Source organism: Micromonospora chokoriensis (genome assembly GCF_000718555.1).
In the GTDB taxonomy this organism is placed as follows: domain Bacteria; phylum Actinomycetota; class Actinomycetes; order Mycobacteriales; family Micromonosporaceae; genus Micromonospora; species Micromonospora chokoriensis_B.
Genome location: NZ_JOAN01000005.1, coordinates 88,623 through 106,783, shown reverse-complemented (window position 1 = coordinate 106,783; position 18,161 = coordinate 88,623). Strand labels below are relative to the sequence as shown.

The following is an 18,161-nucleotide window of genomic DNA, read 5'->3' as shown; positions in this document are numbered from 1 at the left end:
CTTCCCGGCGTCACTCGCCCCATCAGTGGGATCGCGAACTCACTCAGACACCGACCGTCTGCAACAGCGCGGGCAGCTCTCCCGCCGCGACGACAAGCATCCCGGTCGCGGTGAAATACCCGTTCACGTCGAGCTGATCGATCGAGTGAACGCATTGGTTCCCGGCCTCAGCTACCCGTGCCAAGAGCGCTGACCAAGCCTTCTGTCGGGCCGGATCCGGGATGTCGAAGTACGCGTCGGCGCCCTCGACGACGTTCACGAGGACGACGCAGACGGGCCGGATCTGGGTCACCGCGAACTGTCGGTCGTTGGTGGACCGCTCGTCCTGCAGATTTTCGAGCAGCTCCAGCATGCTCTCGGTCAACCGGATGGACAGTTCCCGCCCGCCCAGCCGACGCCACGCGTCCAGCTGTGCCTCCCGTACTGCGGGATTTGATGCGCCCTCGACCGTCGGCAGCAGATCACCGACGGTAAGCCCGCTGTCGCCGGCCGGTCGGGCCGGCAACGCGCCAGCCGCCACCGACCCCACGAACACCAGACAGCAGAGAGCGGCCCACATCCGACGTAGGGCGAGGCGAGGACTCTCGGGGGTCGCCGCAGGCGTTGTTTCCGGCTGGGCGGCGGGCGCCAGGGCACTTCGGATCAGCCGTGCCGCGCCGGCCCCCACCAGCGCCGCGAACACCGCGACGAACATGCCCGGCCCCAGGACGGCCGGCAGGATCAACCTGGTGAGCTCCCAAGCGCTGTAGGGCGACCAGTGGCAGGAGAAACCGAGGACGGACAGGGGGCCGAGGCAGCCGTCGATCGAAACCATGATCATGAAGCCGGCCAGGCCGGCCAGCGCCGCGGGGCCGGCGGCGATCAGCGCCACCAATAGTTGGTATCGAACGGCCACCGCTGCGCTCACCGCAGCAGTCAGCGCGACACCGCCGAGCAGGACGAACAGCACCCAGCCCTCGTACGCCGCCAACCGTAGTGAAGTTCCCGGCACCTGGTCGTGCAGGAGAACCGCTACCGTCGCGACGGCTAACACACACAGCAGCCCACCAACGGTCGCCGACACCACGACCGGACGCAGCCTAAGCCGATCTCCTCCACGCCATTGCGCCGGCACGGACGCGGGAAGCGCGTTCCACAGCCAGGCAGGCATCTGGAATGCCGGGCGTCGCAACCAGCTCAGCAGCGGCAACAACCACAGCATCCCGCTCGCCCAGGTCAGGGTCGGACCGCTGAGCATCAGCACCAGCGGCATTGACGTGGCAGGCCAGGGCAGGACGTCACGATTCGCCTCGCCAGCGTCCGCGGACAACGCTTGCGTCATCGCGGCAGCCGACGCCCTCATCTCCGGCCACATGCCCGCCGTCAGGAGCGCACCCTCCCTCTGCCACCAGGTGAAGCCGAGCGCGAAGACCAGCCAACCGGCGGTCAGGCCCAGGACCATCGGTAGGCGCAACGACCTCCCAGGCCAGGTCCGCACTGTCAGCTCCGCGTACTGGGCTGTCCACCAGGTCACGCAGACCGGTAGGAACATAAGGAGCAGCAGGGCCGCCGGCTGCTCGGGCAGCAGCCAGCCCCGTCCTGCCGTACGCGGCATCAGCAGCTCTCCGGCGATCAGGCCGCTCCCCAGCCACAGCCCCGCTCGCAGCCCGGAGGGGACAGGCCGTGCGGTGACCACCGCGTGGGTGACCGCCCGCCAGATGGCGACACCGGCGACCGTCACGACCATGCCGGCGACGAGCGACGCCGGAAGGCTGCCCCCCGGGCCGGCCAGGGCCAGCTCGGGCAGCTCGGCGGCGGCGAGCATCGCGGTCGCGCCGGTCAGGAACATTGGGAGCCGGCGTAGGGCGAACAGGCGACGAGGATCGGTCGCCGTCTCCAGACGTTGCTGCCAGGGTGGATGGCTCTGCAGCATCCGCGCGACGGCGAGCCGGAGGCGACTAAGAACCCCGGATCCCGGCGCGGAAGGCGCACCCCGTCGCCACGACCCTGGGTCCGCACCCCACCGAATGGCGGTCAGGTCGGCGTAGAACTCCCGGCTGCGGAGGATGTCGGCCCGCGCGAGATAGACCAGGACGATCATGAAGAACAGCAGAAGAAGGTGCCTGGCGGTCAGCGCACGCCCCGCATTGCCCAGGTAACCCGTCATGCCGGGCAGTGACGTGACGGTGAGCCAGACCTCGAGGGGCAGCACCACCCACAGCAGCGCCCGCCACAACGCCACGGTGGCGTAGGTGATGTCGACGTCGCGGTGGTGCAGGTGGGCCAACTCGTGCAGCACCACGGCGCGAAAAGACTCTGGCTCGCGGCGGCGCAGGACGATTAGCCCGCCGTGCAGGCAGACGAAATACCGACGCAGATGGCCGAATACCAGTGCGCTGGCGGTGGTCTCTGTCGGTGCGACGACAAACCGTGGCGGACGGCGCAGCCCGGCCACCGCGACCATCTCGGCCAGCGCCGCGTTCAGGTCCGCGTCGTCGAGAGCGTCGACCGGGACGACGCGGGTGCGTCGTCCTTTCCAGAAGGGGAGCACCCAGTAGAGAACGACGGCGGCGACGAGCAGCCCGGTGACCGCGGCGGGAAGCAGCCACCACACGGCGTCCGGCACGAATCGTTCCAGGCAGGCCTTGTACGGCTGCTGCGCCACGACGAGAGCGGCGTTACTGCGGAAGTAGCCGCTGTCCGGGTCCGATCCGGCCGCCAGCTGACAACCGACTGCGATGTTGCGGGGGTCGATGAGCGCGCCGAGCACCTGCGCGATGATCGCGGCGCTGGTCGAGACGAAGAGGACGAGAAGCAACACGAAGCGGGGCAGCGTGCCCGCCCCGAGGACCCGTTCGTCCACCCGCACCGGCACGGCTGGTGCCGTCACGGTAGCCATCTGCGCCTATTCTTCGATGGGCGTGCCGAGCGCCTGGTCTGCCGCGGCAGGCACGTCAGCTGGCATCAGCACCAGCCGGGCCACCACCAGATCCGCGAGGATGGCGGCGTCCTTCTCGGCGATCCCCGCCTGCGCGGCCAGCTCGTTGACCCGATCACGGACAGCGGTCAACTGCTCCCGACTCAAGGTCGGCAGCACCTGGGGCGATGTGGGGCGGCGGCGAAGCCGGGATCTCGCCCTGGTCCACCACCGGCGGCTGGCCCGGGCCGATCCCGCAGCAACCGCCGTCCGCACGACCTCGTCGAGGGCGATCCACACCACCGGCAGCACCAGCGCGGCGGCCTCCGCCAGCCCGAAGCCGAGTGGTTCGCGGGACCGGCGACCGCGAGTCAGCCGGCGGACGACGGCCTCGTCGTCGGTGTTCTCGAGCGCGGCGAACAGCACCAGCTCGTCGGGTGCGACCTCGGCGACGATGTCGTGTACGACGTCCCGGACCAGTTGCGGAGGTCGGACATCCGGCACCGACCCGCCTGCTGCCCTCGAATCCACGCCCGCTCCCGTCCCAACACCCACGTCTGCTGTCGCGTGTTGATGGTATCGACGGAGAGCGACATTCAGGGGCCCACAGCTCGAAGCGGCGTGCCGGCCGACGGCCTAATATCTTGCTGGTGCTGACGACGTGCTCGACGTCTCAGCCTGCGGCCGGCGTCGTCTCCGGAAGCCTACGACGGCTTCCGGAGACGACAGTTACTCAGGCTCGCGTCACTCGACGGTCAGCCGGATTCGCCGCCGTCGGGCGGTGATGAGCGCGACGATGCCCGCCAGCAGCAGGACGATGCCGGCACCCACGATCGTGATCACCTTGGCACCGGTGATCGGCAGGCCAGGCTCTTCCTCGCCCGCTCCACCGCCATTGCCATTGCCGCCGTTGCTGCCGCCGTTCGAGCCTCCGCCGTTCGAGCCGCCGCCGGCGACCGGCGCACCCGGCTGGTTGACGGTGTAGGCCCGCTCCACGGTGTCGGCGGTGACAGGCGACTTCGACTTGAAGTAGTCGACCAGCACGGTCAGGTCGTTGTCGCCGGTGCTGACCTGGCTGTTACCGCCGCCGAGCGCGAGGAAGTTGTCGCCGCCCGAGGCCAGGAAGGAGTTGACCGTCACCCGGTAGGTGCCCTTCGGGTCGATCGCCTTGCCGTTCAGGAAGATCCGGTCGGCGATGACCCGGTTACCGGCGGGACCGTTCGGGTCGTAGACGTAGCTGAAGCCCTTGGAGACACCCAGGTGGAGGAACGGCCGCGACGCGCCTGCGGGCTGCCACTGCTGCTCCAGCGTCTCCTTGATCTCCGCACCGGTGTACGACTTGGTGGTCACGTCGTTCGCGAACGGCTGGACCGTGGCGGCGTCGGCGAAGGTGACGCTGCCGTCCGGGCGCTTGACGAAGTCGGCGCGGAGGCCACCCGGGTTCATGAAGGCGATCTGCGCGCCGCCCCGGTTGGCAGCCTTCGTCGCCTCCAACTGAGCGTCCGCGATGAAGTTGCCAAGAGTCGATTCGCTGCCCCGGTCCTCGACCCCCTCGGCCGTGACCGCGCGCTTGATGTCGGCGGTGATCTCGCCGATCTTCACCTTGCCCTGCACGTCGGCCTCGGCCTTGGTATCGGCCACGAACTGCGCGACTGCCGGGTCCTCCGGGTAATCCTTGATCGGCAGGACGGCGCCCTTGGCGGCGGTCACCTTGCCGTTGGCGATGGTGAGCTTGACCTGGTCCAGCGCGTCCCCGTAGCGGCCGGTCTGCATGACCAGCCGCTGGTGTCCCAGGTTCGCAACGTCGTACGAGCAGTTGTACGAGACGTGGGTGTGACCGGAGATGATCACGTTGATGTCGGCGCTGGCGCCGGTCACGATCTTGCCGAACGGAGTGGCCGGGTCTGCCACGCTGCCGCAGGCCTTGGCGTCAGTGCCGCTCGTTTCGGAGCCCTCGTGTACGAGCAGCACGACAGCGTCGACATTGCCGGACTTCTTGAGCTTCGCCGCGACGCGGTTCGCCTCGGCGGTCGGGTCCTTGAACTCAAGACCCTTGATGCCGGCTGGTGACACAAGTGACGGCGTCTCGAGGGTGACGGTTCCGACGACGCCGATCCGGACGCCGCCGACGGTCAGCACGGTGGACTCTTCCAGCCGGCCGGGAGCAGGCTCGGCACCCCGGTAGACGTTCGCCGCGAGGTAGGGGAAGTCAACGCGGGGAATGACCCGGTCGTTGAGGTCGTCGAAGCCGCGGTCGAGTTCGTGGTTGCCGATGCTCGAGGCGGCCACTCCGATCATCTTGAGGAAGTCGAGCGTGGGCTGGTCCTTCTGCACCAACGAGATGAACGGTGAAGCCCCGATGTTGTCCCCGGCGGAGAGGACCAGCGTCTTGTCGTTGGCTGCCTTCAACTGCTTGATCATGCCGGCCATCTGCGCGGCACCACCGACACCCGCGGAGGGCGCCAGGAGGCGGCCGTGGAAGTCGTTGAAACCGAGAATCTGCACCTCGGTCGTCGCGGCCTGCGCCGGAGTCGGCGTGGTGCCGAGCACGACCAGTGTCGCGGCGGCCGTGGCCATGGCTACGCGGATAGGTATGGAACGCAACGAACACTCCTCATTGGACCATCGTTGGGTGCGCTGCTTCGGCGCCACCGAACGAGATTGCTGATCTTCACGCTCATGATCAAGCACTACCGTGAACGGCGAGTAACGTACCCGGTCGCTCATCGATCCGATAGCCGCAGCGAACGGAGCTCGTGAAGAGCGAGCCAGACCCGGTCGGCGGTGAGCGGCTGAGCCAGTACTTGAACCGGATCGACGACGAGAGGCGCAGAGGATGGACGAGCATGCCGATGAGCAGGAGGGGCCGTCCGCGGAAGAACTCGCGAGCCGCGCCATGTGGTTCGAGCAGTACGTGGAGGCGCTGAACCAGCGATCTGTGGTGGTTGAGCCGGGCGTCGAACCGGTCAGTCTGGCGGACGCGCGGCGTGCCTATGCCGAACGGCAAGACCGTTGGGAGCGCAGACGCCACTGATCGACGCCTGAGACGGGAAGTTCGGCTCATCGACGCGCGCTGTTGCCTTGGCCACGGCCAGAACGGTGATCGGCATAAAGCGGCGAGAAACCCTCAGGCCATCGTCGTCTGTCGAAATAACCAGCTCGTTGCCGACGATGGCCTGCTTCCGCCAAAGGCAATGCGACTCGGATGAGCATGTCCAGCACGAGCGGGGCACGCTCTATTGGCCCACGGTCGTCATCTCCGCGTGCGGCACCCTGGTGACCTCGGTCAGGTGCAGCACGTCCAGGAGGCTCGGCGGAAGTACGCGTGCGGCCGGCACGGTGAGGTCCCGCATCGGCGTGCCGGCGAGCTGTTGATCGCGGGACTTCTCATACAGGTCGATGAACCGGCGGTCGAAGCTCAGGTGCCGCTCGACGATCGAATTGTAGTGGAATCGCAGTTCGTCATAGGTCTGCGGAACTCGGCCGCGAGGGGCGAGCACCGCGCCGATGCCCAGCGTCGCGTCCCGGTGGTAGGCCTCCCGTTCGCGGTCGTTGAGCCGTCGATGGAGCAGCTCCTGAGTTCGCAACAGGTTGTATACGACGATGGTGTAGACGGCGGTCGAATGCAGTGGATCGTGCTGTTGGAATGTCGAGGTCGCGGGCCGCTTGCCCCACCCGAACTTCCGCGGCGGCTCGAGGGTGCGGGTGGGTCGGAGCCACTGCTCGTCGTCACCGAACACGCCACTCATGGTCAGCTCTAGCAGCTCATCAACGGGGTTGGCGCGGCGGTTGTCGCGGACCGTGCGCGCGATCGAGGCGGCAACCGGCGCATAGGCGAAGAGCGTCATGGCCGACGCCCAGGTTCCGACCAGAACTGGCAGCCGTGCGGAGTTCAACTCCTTGATGACCGACGACCCGGGCCGGTGGGCACCGACAGGTGATTCATCCGGGCGTGGCAACAAGGGCGGTGACGGGCTGCGCAATTTGATCCTCCAGGGAAAGTTGACTCTCCCTCGACGCGATGGGGCTGAGAAAGGTTCAGGGCGGACGCCTGTCGGAAGCATCACAGCGCAGGTGGCTGGCCCGGGGCAGGAGGATGGTCGAAGCGAGCGTTCGCCATCAATGTGGTGACCGCATTTAACGTGGCGTACGCCTGCTGTTTGAGCGCCGCCGGCCCCTGGCGCGTCGGCCGCGGTGGCGTACGCCTCATGGGTGGAACCTGGCCGGATTCTAACCCGGCGCTGCCGGGCGGCTCCGGCCGGGTATCCGGTCAACCTTCCGCAAATTACGTTGAACCATATGCTTTGGGGTTTCGTCGTTCTAGCCGGACAGCAGGCAACCGGGAAGGGATGACGCGCCGATGCGATCTGGCCGATCACCGAGCTCCGGCCACCGCCGGCAACCCGGCTTCGCCGAGGGCCGACCGGCCCGAGCCGCGAGGCCGAGGGATGCCTCCCGCGTCCGGGGCGTCGGTGAGCGCATTGACCTCGCCAGCGCCGGCATCAGCGGCACCCGCCAGCGGATCTGGGACGGCGCCAACCAGCAGCGGAGTCTGCCGACAACCTAGCGCCCGATTCGCGGCAGTCCACGCCGACTGCGGCCCACGTTGTCACCTCAGCCTGCCGCCGGGAGACCTTCTCGGCGGCCTCAGCACGACCATTGGAAGGATCTTCGTGAAGTTCACCAAGCCGCTGCGTGTGGCGGCGGCCGTTCTGCTCGCGGGAGCGCTGGTCGCCACCGCCCCACCCCAAGCGGCCCCGGCCGCGACGACGGACAACGCGTTCAACGCGGGCACCGGCGCACTGAACGTCGACTACGCGAGCTACCTCGCCAAGCATGACGTCGTCTACAACCGGCCGAACACCAACCCGTTGCACGGCCTCACGGTCGGCAACGGGCGGACCGGCGCGATGGCCTGGAGCGAGAAGGGCCTGTCGATGCAGGTCTCGGGGGTGGACCTCGCGGAGCAGTCCACCTACGCGGCCGGCAACGTGAACCTGTCCAGCAGCCCTGGATTCGACACCGGGTACACGACGTTCCAGCAGCGGCTGTCGCTGTACGACGGGACGCTGACCACGAAGTACGACAGCAACCGCACCGTCACCGTCATGGGTTCGCCGAACTCCGAGGTGATGGGCATCCACGTCGAGGACTCCCGCACGGGTGTCAGCAGCATCGGGCTGGACCTGAGCCTCTGGGACCCGAACACGGTCCAGAACATCGCCGACGTGCCGGACCTCAACACCTGGCGTACGTACTCGACCTTCGCGGACGCGAGCGGCGTCGGGATCAGCCGTGGTCAGACCGACGCGAACCACTTCGGTTACACCCTCGCCGCGACGGTGGAGGGGGCGAACTTCACCTCCCAGGTCGTCGACGGACGACGGGTGCGGCTGAACATCACCCCGACGAACAGCTACACCATCTGGTTCACCGCGGCCAGCCGCATCAACGCTCCGAGCTTCGACTCGGTGAGCCAGGCGCGCAGCCAGCTCGCCACGGTCAAGAGCACCGGCTACACCAACACCCTGAGCAGCTACCGCAACTGGTGGCACGACTTCTGGGCGAAGTCGTTCGTCCAGTACTCCAACGGCACCGGCGACGCCGACTACCTGGAGAACGTCTACTACCTGGCGACCTACATGATCGCCGCCGGTGGTTACGGGAACTACCCGTCGCACTTCATCAACGGTGTCTTCCGGGCCACGCAGGACCAGAGCAAGTGGACCAACGCGTACTGGCACTGGAACCAACGCGCCATCTACAACTCGTTCTACGCCTCCAACCACGCCGACCTGGTCGCGACCTCCAACAAGCTCTGGAGCCGTAACTACGACGCGTTGAAGGCGTACACCACGACGCGGTACGGCAGCGACGGGCTCTGGGTGCCGGAGACGATGGGCTGGGACGGAAACGCCCGAGGCACCATCAACAGCGACTTCGTCAACGACCTCTACTCGACCGGTCCCGAGGTCGCCTACCAGATGTACCTGCAGTACCGGTACACGAACGACGAGTCGTACCTGCGCAACACCGCGTACCCGTTCATGCGGGAGGTGGTGAAGTTCTACGAGGACAAGCTCTCCTACGACTCCACCAAGGGCCAGTACTACATGGCGTCCTCGAACGCCCGGGAGACGTACTGGGATGTCCGCAACGCCATCAGTGACCTCGCTGCGGTCCGGATGCTCTTCCCGCTGACCGTCGCGGCGAGCGAGCAGCTCGGCCTCGACTCGGGGCTGCGGGCCAACTGGCAGACGATCGTCAGCAAGCTCGCGCCGTACCAGGTGCAGAACGGCATCTACCTGCCGCACGACCCGCCGGCGTCGCAGGTCCGCAACGGTGAGAACGTCGCGCTCGAAATGCTCTGGCCCAACGACCAGAGCGGTATCGGCTACTCCGACCAGCAGACCATGGTCAACACCTGGAACGCGCGGCCGCACCCGTACGACAACATCTGGGCCAACGACCAGGTGCACGCCGCCCGGCTGGGCCTGGGCAACGAGGCGTTCAAGGGCATGAAGTACCTGACGCAGCGGTACCAGAACTACCCGAACGGCCTGACCGCCAACGACAACGGCGTCTTCGAGTACCTCGGCAACCACCTGATGGCGATCAACGAGTCGCTGCTGCAGTCGTACAACGACAAGATCCGGGTCTTCCCGGCCGTGCCGACCGACTCCAGCTTCGTCGGGAAGTTCACCCTGCTCGCCAAGGACGGCTTCCAGGTCAGCTCCGAGCGCGAGGCCGGCGACGTCAAGTACATCGGCATCAAGAGCCTCTACGGCAAGCAGGCCAAGGTCGTCAACCCGTGGAGCGGCCAGCAGGTCCGGGTGCGTCGCACCTCGGACAACGCGATCCTGACCACCAGCTCCGCTGCGGAGATCAGCTTCGCCACCGCGACGAACACGACGTACGTGGTCGAGCGCACCGCCAAGCCGCTGACCGGCTACAGCGCCACCACCCTGCGCGGCACCGCCAACCAGGTGGAGAAGAACCTCGCGGGCACGGCCTCCACGCTCGGCCTGGACGCGAAGACCTCGATGGTCAACAACACCCTGCTGACGTACGACCAGAACTGGTTCCTCACGAACAACCGCGGCGTGGGTGACTACAGCGACGACGCCCACTACACCTCGGTGGTCGGCGCGACCGCTTCGTACACCTTCCAGGGTACGGGCGTCGAGTACATCACCGAACGCAACGGCGACGAGGGCAACGTCGACGTCTACATCGACGACGTGTTCCAGAAGAACGTCAACCTGTACGTCAACACCGGTCGGCAGGTCCAGCAGGTGGTGTTCAGCCGCACTGGCATGACGAACGGCACGCACACCATCCGCATCGTCAACAAGGCTTCGTCCGGCATCGGCATGGTGGACGCGCTGCGGATCATCGTCGGCACGAGCGCCACCGCGACGCCGACGGCCACGCCCACCCCGACCCCGACGGCCACGCCGACGGCCACGCCGACGGCCACGCCGACGGCCACGCCGACTCCGACGGCCTCTCCCACGCCGACGCCTACGCCCAGCCAGCAAGGCCCGGTCGTGCTGCGCGCGGTCGTCAACAACAAGTACGTCAGCGCCTCGGACGCCGGATCGGGCCCGCTGCTCGCCGCCGCCGGCGCGATCGGTGTCTGGGAGCGGCTCGACCTGATCGACCTGGGTAACGGCAACGTCGCCCTCCGGGCCCGGATCAACAACCAGTACGTGTCCGCCGCCGAGAAGGGCGCTCAGCCGTTGATCGCCAACAAGGCTGCCATCGGCACGTGGGAGACGTTCGCGCTGATCCGGAACTCGGATGGCACCGTCAGCCTGCGGGCCGCGGTGAACGGCAAGTACGTCACCGCCCCGAACTACGGAGCCGACCCGCTGATCGCCGCAGCCGGAGCGATCAGCACCTGGGAGAAGTTCAACCTCCTCAACGGCTGATCCAGTCGTTCTCCGGGTGCGGCACGCGAGCCGTGCCGCACCCGGAGCCGTGACTCCACCGGGGCGAGTGCGCCTCGTGGGTCACGTGGCAACAGGCCACCGCAGCGACGCTGCGGTGGCCTGTTTCGTGTTCGGTGCGCCGAGCGCACACCCGGACGTCCTGGTCAAACCGTTGTGCAAGACGGACCGTCCGTCCGCCAACCCGCATCGCCTCGTCGATCATGGAGTTGTGGTGGGTGACAAAGCACCCCGTATAGCGCCAAGCCAGGCACCACAACTCCATGATCGACCGGACTCGGCCGCGATCTTGCACTTTCTGTCGCGACATAAGCGGGCATTCCGCGTATCTCGGCGACCGAAAGTGCAAGATCGGCGCGGGCGTTCCTGGGGTGACGAGCTTCGTTCGTACGCCGCGCCGGTGGCATCGTCGCTGCCGATGCCACCGGCGATCTACTGCAGGGCGGTGGCGCCTTATCGGCTCCACTTCTGGTTATCGGTGCCCATGCACGTCCACAGCTGGATGCGGGCGCCGTTGGCGGTGCTGTGTTCCTTGACGTCTATGCACTTGTCCGCGTTCTTGTTGACGATGTCGTGCGCCTTGTTCAACGCGATCTTCTGGGAAGCGCTGCCGTTGCAGGTGCTCAAGATGATCTTGGCGCCGCTCGCGGTCGAGCCCCCCGACACGGTCATGCACCGGCCGAAGGCCCGCAGCGTGCCGTCGCTGTAGGCCGTCCACGCCTGGTTCGGGCCGCCGTTGCACTCCCAGATCTGCAGCTGCGGGTTGCTCGTGTACGCGCCGTCCGTCACGTCGAGGCACTTGCCGCTGTCGTGGCTGTAGATCTGCACCGCACCGGTCGTCGCCGTCGCAGTCGACACCGGCGGGCTGGTGGTCGGTGCCTTCGTTGGTGCCTTCGTCGGCTGCTGCGTGGTACCACCGGTGCTGGTCCCGCCGCCCGTGCTGGTCCCGCCACCGGTGCTCGTGCCGCCGCCGGTGCTGGTGCCGCCGCCGGTGCTGGTGCCGCCGCCGGTGCTGGTGCCGCCGCCGGTGCTGGTGCCGCCGCCGGTGCTGGTGCCGCCGCCGGTCGTTCCACCACCGGTGGCAATGCCGCCTCCGGTGACCGTTCCGCCCCGAGCCAACACCTCCGCCGGCGAGAGGCTCGACGGGGCGTTATTGCCCGGCCCGCCCGGCGTACGTGACGGAGCACCCGGGGGAGTGGTGGGTCGAGGGCCGGGCAGCCGCGCGTCGCGCTGGTAATCGACGAGGTACGCCTCGTTCAGGGCGATGAAGTCGCGTACCGCTGGCGAGTCCGGCACGCCGCCGGCACGCTGCACCGCCTCCGGTCCCCACTGGAACGCGGCCAGCGCCTTCTGGTACGGGTCACCCTCGCCCACCTGGTCCAACTCCTTGACCAGGCGGCACATCACCGCGCCGAGCGCCGCGATGGCCTGTTGCGGATACCACGGCGAGGCGACCGCGGCGTTCGGGGCGTACTGCGCCCAGACCGCGGGGTTGAACTGCGCGATGCCCTGCGTTCCGTTGGCGCCGAACAGGTTCGCGTTGAACGCCGAGGAGGCCATCAGCTGGGCGGCGATCCGCGTCGGGGGCACCGCCACGCAGGTCTTGCCAGCATCCAGGATCGCCTGCAGGTACGCGTCGGGCACCGGGATCGCCGGCGTGCCCGCAGTCGGCGCGACACCGCCGACGGGCCCCGGTGACTGGTTGCCGCCTCTACGGAACTCCGGCTGGCGGGCGTACCAGCCGGCGTAGCCGGCCACGGTGTCGACGTACTTCTCGGCGCGATCCGGCATTCCGTCGGCATCGCGTACGGCCGGTACGCCGGAGTGGTACGCGGCCAGCGCCAGCCGCCACTGCTCGCCCTTCGCCGTGTGCCGACGGACCTGGCCGGAGAGGTCACACATGTAGTGGGCGAGCGCCGTGATGTTCGCCGTCGGGTCCTCCCGCCGCGCCGCGGCACCAGGCTTCCAATCGGCCCACAGGGCGTCGCTCAGGCCAGCGATGCCCTTACCCCCACGATCGGTTTGGGCAGCCGGATCGAAGCCGGACTCGGCCATCAGCTGCCCGGCGAGTCGGGCCGGGGAGAGCGTCGGACAGGCGAGAGCGGCCGCCGAGATCGCCTGCACCTGGCTCGCTGGGACCGTCCGCCCGGGGCGCTCGTCGTCGCCGAAACCGAAGCCGGAGACGGCCGCCACACCGGACGCCGCAGAAAGAGACAGCAGTACGGTGGCCGCGGCGATCCGCCGCCCCGGGGCGTCGAGCCAGGCCAACCAGCTCGGTGTCTTGCGCGGGCCCGAAGAGGGCAGAGCCGAGCGTCGTCGAGCGCCCAGCGGCACCTCGACGAGCAGCCTGCGCAGCTTCGACGCGCCACCGGCGCCGGGCATCGATCGCATCCTGGTTGTTCCTCCCTGCGGGCGTGCAGTCTTCCGAAGCACGACGGCTCCCGAAGCCCGCTGGTTCAGCGGCCCGACGAATTGCTTCACCACGGACGCCGACGTGGGATCGGGCGGTGACGCAGTTCGCCGGGCCAGGGTCGATCGCGTACGGTCTTGGCCGTTCCTGAGGGCGAGCGTTCGGCGAGGGATGGTGCGCGGATGGGCAGGCAGGTCGGGAACCGACGAGGTTGGCTGCGCGTTGGCCTGATGATGCCGCTGCTCGGCGTCGTCGTGCTGCTGGGGCCGCTGCCCATGGCAACCTCGGTGCTGGCCGCTGCGCCGCCGAGTCCGGGAGTGTCCGGGCAGGCCGACGTTCCCGCCTCCCCGGCCGGCGTCGTGGCGAGCCCGGGAGCCTCGCGGTATTACCTGGTCGGAGCCCCTCGGGACGGCCAGCGCGAATACCTCTACCAGATTGCGGTGCAGACGCTCGGCGACGGCAAGCGGTCCCAGGAGATCTTCGAGCTCAATCGGGGCCGTCTGCAGCATGACAATGGTCGACTCACCGACCCGCTGGCAGCGCTGCAACCCGGATGGGTGCTCGAGTTGCCGGCCGACGCCCGCGGCGCGGCGGTGCACGTCGGGCCGCTCCCGCTGCCGTCGGTGACCCCATCGGCCAGCGCCGCCCCCACCAGCTCCCGTGCCGACGGTACGAGCACCACCTCGTACCTCATCGGCATCGCCGGGTTGATGGTGGCGTTCCTGATCGTGGTGGTGTTGTGGCAGTTCCGTGGCCGCCGTGGGTCGGCGACGCCCCAACCTACGACCGCCCGGCCGGAGGCCGCCCGGCCTGAGCCGCAGGTCGCGGCCGTGCCTGAGCCGCAGGTCGCAGCTCTGCCCGCCGCCGTCCCGGCCGTCGAGCCGCCTCCGGTCCCGGTCCTGGCCGCCGAGCCGACGCCGACCCCAGTCCCGGCCGCCGTCCCGACCCCCGTTGCGCCTCCGGCCGCCAAGCCGGCTCCGGTCCCGGTCCCCGTTCCGGCCGTCGAGCCGCCTCCCGCACCGATTGCCGTTCCGGCTCCGGTGAGGTCCCCGTCGGCTGACTCCGCTCCGGCCGACACCGTGCCGAAGGCGGTCGACACCGCAGGCGTCGATCCCGCCCCATCGGTGTCGGCGATGTGGGCATCGGGGCGTGCCGTCGTCATTCTCGAGTCGTTGGCGGGCGACCCGCCGGACCGGCTCGACGTACGTCTGATGGGCGCCGCCGCGGACGACGCCGCCGGCGTGCCCTGCGGGTGGCTTGGCGACGAGTCTCTCTCGGCCGCGCTGATGCCGTTCGTCCTCGGCCGTCAGGGTGGGCGGCAGTTCGTCGTCGACCTCGGCGCCACGCCCGACGTGTTCACCGTCACCGGCACGCCTTCAGCCGCGCGTCGGCAGGCACGCGCGATGGCCGAAGGACTCCAGGCGACCGTGTTGGCGGTGAACGTCGTCGGCGACGTGCTCGGCGCCGACCTTCCGCGCGGGTGGCGGCGGCTGGACACCTTCCCGACCAGCCAGCGCGAGATCGCGATGCTGCCCCAGCCGAGCATCATCGTCAGCGCGGGTCTCAGTGGCGTGGAATTGACCAGCGCGCGGGAGTTGGCAGCACGGACCGACCACCGGGTGATTCCGGTGCTGGTCGGCGAGATGATGCGGACCCGTTGGTCAGTTCGGGTCACCGAGCCGAAGCCCTGACAGCTGGCACCCGGCGGTCCCGTGCACGACCGTCACGGGCCGGTCGAGGTGAGATTTGAACCAACGGGCCCACGGCAGCGTCGTCGGGGAGGGCGACTCTGCGGTGTGACCCACAGCGTCGTCTTGCGAGCACACCGCGAGGCGAAGGAGACCGTCTGTGACGGCGAAGGTACGGGCCTGGTCCAGCGTGCTGGGCTGCGTGGCCCTGGTGGCTGCCCTGGCGCAGGCGACCGGAGCGGATGAGCTGCCGGGCGTGGCGGTGCCGGCATCCGCCGTGATGTCCGCTGCGGTGTTGTCGGCACCCACACCGTCCGCGACCGGCGGGCCGGCGCAGAACGAGACATTCACCAAGTACTACGCGGTTACCGCCGGTCAGGACGGGCCGGAGACCCTCGCCGCGATCGCTGGGCGACTGCTCGGCACCGCCAGCCGGGCCGAGGAGATCTACCGGCTCAACGTCGGCCGGCAGCAGCCCGACGGTCAGACCCTGACCGAGTCGAGGCAACTGCGTGCCGGCTGGTCGCTGATCCTGCCCTGGGACGCGGTCGGGGACGGCGTACGCGTCGGTCAGGTCCCCACCGGAGCACCGGCCGGCGGCACCAGCCCGGGAACACCCCCGCCGCCGCCTCCGGCGCCGCCGCGCAACACTCCGACCTCCGGACCGTGCGCCAATCCGCTGCCACCGCGAGCGAACGCGGGCTGGGCCCAGGAGCGGATGACCCCCGACCAGGCATGGGGGCGTACCCGGGGCAGCGGCGTGCTGGTCGCGGTGGTCGACTCTGGCGTAGACGCGGCCACCGTGGAACTCGGCGGGCGGGTCGCGGTGGGGGCGGACATCCCGGCGGGCAGCGGTCGCGGTGACATCGATTGCCTCGGCTCGGGCACCGCGATGGCGAGCATCATCGGTGCCCGTACGCCCGGAACTGGCGCGCCGAGCGCGACCCGGGGTACTCCGGTGGTCGGCATGGCGCCGGAGGCGACGATCCTGCCGCTGCGAGTGGTGGGGGAGACCCCGCAGTCGAAGTCGGCCGACGCCGCCACCGCGATTCAGGTCGCGGTCTCCGCAGGTGCCCGGGTGATCGCGCTCGGCGCCTTCGTGAACGTCTCCGACGCCGACGTGTCGGAGGCGATCCGGCAAGCGTCCCAGCACGACGTGGTGCTGGTGGCCCCGGCCCTGGCGGCGGCCACCGACGGTTCGACGTCGCCGAGCGCCCCCAGCGGACCGGACAGCCTGCTGCGCGTCGGCGGCTTCGGCGCCGAGGGGCAGCCGGCGGCCAGTTACCAGCCGGCCGGGGTGGATGTGGCCGCGCCGGGGATCGACGTGGGCTCCATCGGGGCCAATGGCGCGGGGATGCGCACCGGCAGCGGCTCGCAGTACGCGGTCGCCTTCGTGGCCGGCGCGGCGGCTCTGGTCCGCTCCGCCCACCCCGATCTGAACGCGGCGCAGGTCGTCAAGCGGATCAAGGCCACCGCCGACCATGCCGGACGCACCGACCCCGATCCGGTCACCGGTTGGGGCATGGTCAACGCGAACGCCGCGGTCACCACGGCGCTCGCCGCGGAGGTGAAGCCCGCGCCGCGCGATTCCGGTGGTACGCCGACGGGTCGCATCCTCAGCATCGGCCTGCTGGTGGTGGCCGGGCTAGCGGGGGCGGCACTGCTGTTCCGGCGTCCGTCCGGGGCGCTTGCGGCGACCGGCGACGGTGTGGCCGCCCGGGTCCGCCGGCCCGGCCCCGGTGAGGTCCCCGGCGGGCCGGTGGGTTCGCCCATCGAGAACCCGGACGGTGTTCGGGGTGTGTTCCGGGTGGACGGCCTTCCCGTTCCCGGGTTCGCCGGGCCGGCCCCCGTCGACGACGGTGTCACCCACCTCGAGGTGTCGGCCGGAGGTGAGGCGCAGACCGGGGCAACTGCCCCGGGTACGTCCGGGTCGACCTCGACCGGCTCCGCAGCACGCGGGTGATCCGGCCCTGTCGCCTGCTGCCGCGCGCACTCCTCGCGGCGGTGTTGCTCTCCGGCGTCACCGGCGCGGTGCTGCCGGAGTCGGCGCAGGCTGGAGCCAGCGTGCCGCTCGGGGAGAAGGTGGCCTCGGGCACCGAACCGCCGGCGTTGCCCAAGGTGACCAAGGGCTGTGTGGGCCCGTCGCCGACGGTGGCCGAGACTCCGCCGTGGGCGGTGCGTCGAATGCTTCCGTCGGCGGTCTGGCCGTTGACCCGGGGCGACGGCGTGCTGGTGGCGGTGATCGACAGCGGGGTGAGCGCTGCGGCTACCGGGCTGAAAGGAGCGGTCCGCAGCGGCACCGATGTCACACAGCCCGGCTCCGGTGACCGGGACTGCATCGGTCGGGGTACCGCGTTGGCGGGAATCGTGGCGGCGCGACCGATCACCGGCAGCGGCTTCGTCGGGGTCGCCCCCGGCGCGACGATCCTGCCGGTGCGGGTGGCGACCGGCAAGGGCGAGGTGCCCGACGACGCGCTGGCCGCCGGCATCCGGGCGGCGACGGCGGCGAAGGCCGACGTCATCCTGATCGGTTTCGGTACCGAAACCCCGACTGCGGGGCTGCGCAGCGCGGTACGGGAGGCGATCAGCCGGGACATCGTCGTGGTCGCCGCGATCTCCGGTGAGAAGGCGACCGGCACCGAGGGCTCCACACCCTGGTATCCGGCCTCCGACCCGGATGTCCTCGCGGTGGGTGGGTTCGACCTCAAGGGCGTACCGACCGAGTTGGCCCCACCGGCGGCCGGCGTCGACCTGCTCGCCCCGGGAGCCGGAGCGGTAAGCCTCGCACCGAAGGGCCCAGGCCACTACTCGGTGACCGGGCCGGCGGTGGCGGCGGCGTACGCGGCCGGTGCGGCGGCGCTGGTGCGCGCCTACTTCCCGAACCTGACCCAGGCGCAGGTCCGGCACCGGCTGGAGTTGGCGGCCGAGCACCCGCTCGGCACCTGGCCCGTCGCCTCGGTCGGGTACGGCACCCTCGACCTGTACAAGGCGATGACCGCGGTGGAGTTGAGTGAGGCGACCTTGCCCACCCAGGCGCCGGTCTCCCCGGTGCTGCCGGCCGTCCCCCCGATCGATCTGCGGAAGGTGATCGCCGCTGCGGTCGCTGGTGGTGTGATCGGGCTGGCCGGCCTCGTGCACCTGTCGATGGTGACCGTCCGATGGGGTCGCCGCCGCCGCTGGCGATCCTGACGGCGGGTGGCCTGACGCCAGTGCGG

The 18,161-nt window shown here is 69.5% G+C and carries 10 protein-coding genes; 5 read left to right on the top strand and 5 right to left on the bottom strand.

Annotated features, from left to right (window positions below; translation table 11 throughout):
- Nucleotides 1-43 precede the first annotated feature (43 nt).
- From IF46_RS0109165 to IF46_RS0109155, 3 genes are all read right to left on the bottom strand, one after another.
- Nucleotides 44-2,878, bottom strand: a complete 2,835-nt coding sequence (locus IF46_RS0109165) for a M48 family metalloprotease (RefSeq protein ID WP_030487866.1) — start codon at nt 2,876-2,878, stop codon at nt 44-46.
- Nucleotides 2,879-2,884: 6 nt separating this feature from the next.
- Nucleotides 2,885-3,427, bottom strand: a complete 543-nt coding sequence (locus IF46_RS33685; protein WP_198041401.1) for a hypothetical protein — start codon at nt 3,425-3,427, stop codon at nt 2,885-2,887.
- A gap of 213 nt (nt 3,428-3,640) precedes the next feature.
- A complete protein-coding gene (locus IF46_RS0109155) occupies nt 3,641-5,473 on the bottom strand; it encodes a bifunctional metallophosphatase/5'-nucleotidase (RefSeq protein WP_051723780.1) in 1,833 nt (610 codons plus the stop codon).
- Between the two features lie 259 nt (nt 5,474-5,732).
- On the opposite strand from IF46_RS0109155, the gene IF46_RS34300 reads away from it, so the two are divergent.
- The gene (locus tag IF46_RS34300) at nt 5,733-5,930 is read left to right on the top strand and encodes a hypothetical protein (RefSeq protein WP_030487863.1); all 198 of its coding nucleotides are present in this window, start codon (nt 5,733-5,735) and stop codon (nt 5,928-5,930) included.
- A 202-nt stretch (nt 5,931-6,132) separates the two neighbouring features.
- On the opposite strand, the gene IF46_RS0109145 is transcribed toward IF46_RS34300, so the two are convergent.
- Entirely contained in the window at nt 6,133-6,744 is a 612-nt protein-coding gene (locus IF46_RS0109145) for an oxygenase MpaB family protein (protein WP_030487862.1), read from the bottom strand.
- 825 nt (nt 6,745-7,569) lie between these two features.
- On the opposite strand from IF46_RS0109145, the gene IF46_RS0109140 reads away from it, so the two are divergent.
- Nucleotides 7,570-10,830 carry a glycosyl hydrolase family 95 catalytic domain-containing protein gene (locus IF46_RS0109140; RefSeq protein WP_232233980.1) on the top strand — a complete coding sequence of 1,087 codons (3,261 nt, stop codon included), beginning with the start codon at nt 7,570-7,572 and terminating at the stop codon, nt 10,828-10,830.
- A gap of 471 nt (nt 10,831-11,301) precedes the next feature.
- Here IF46_RS0109140 and IF46_RS33175 read toward each other — a convergent pair whose 3' ends face one another.
- Nucleotides 11,302-13,230 (bottom strand): RICIN domain-containing protein, encoded by a 1,929-nt coding sequence (locus tag IF46_RS33175; protein WP_198041400.1) that lies wholly within the window; start codon nt 13,228-13,230, stop codon nt 11,302-11,304.
- A gap of 210 nt (nt 13,231-13,440) precedes the next feature.
- Between IF46_RS33175 and IF46_RS35120 the strand changes: the two genes are divergently transcribed.
- From IF46_RS35120 to IF46_RS0109120, 3 genes are all read left to right on the top strand, one after another.
- The gene (locus tag IF46_RS35120; RefSeq protein WP_232233979.1) at nt 13,441-14,949 is read left to right on the top strand and encodes a hypothetical protein; all 1,509 of its coding nucleotides are present in this window, start codon (nt 13,441-13,443) and stop codon (nt 14,947-14,949) included.
- Nucleotides 14,950-15,106: 157 nt separating this feature from the next.
- On the top strand, nt 15,107-16,909 hold the full coding sequence (locus tag IF46_RS0109125) for a S8 family serine peptidase (RefSeq protein WP_051723778.1): 1,803 nt from the start codon (nt 15,107-15,109) through the stop codon (nt 16,907-16,909).
- Nucleotides 16,906-18,135 (top strand): S8 family serine peptidase, encoded by a 1,230-nt coding sequence (locus IF46_RS0109120; protein WP_051723777.1) that lies wholly within the window; start codon nt 16,906-16,908, stop codon nt 18,133-18,135. The genes IF46_RS0109125 and IF46_RS0109120 overlap by 4 nt, the downstream gene beginning before the upstream one ends.
- Nucleotides 18,136-18,161 lie beyond the last annotated feature (26 nt).

Coding starts and splice junctions, on each gene's coding strand:
- IF46_RS0109165 (WP_030487866.1), bottom strand. CDS start 2,878: ATGGCTACCGTGACGGCACCAGCCGTGCCGGTGCGGGTGGACGAACGG.
- IF46_RS34300 (WP_030487863.1), top strand. CDS start 5,733: ATGGACGAGCATGCCGATGAGCAGGAGGGGCCGTCCGCGGAAGAACTC.
- IF46_RS0109155 (WP_051723780.1), bottom strand. CDS start 5,473: ATGGCCACGGCCGCCGCGACACTGGTCGTGCTCGGCACCACGCCGACT.
- IF46_RS35120 (WP_232233979.1), top strand. CDS start 13,441: ATGGGCAGGCAGGTCGGGAACCGACGAGGTTGGCTGCGCGTTGGCCTG.
- IF46_RS33175 (WP_198041400.1), bottom strand. CDS start 13,230: ATGCCCGGCGCCGGTGGCGCGTCGAAGCTGCGCAGGCTGCTCGTCGAG.
- IF46_RS0109145 (WP_030487862.1), bottom strand. CDS start 6,744: ATGACGCTCTTCGCCTATGCGCCGGTTGCCGCCTCGATCGCGCGCACG.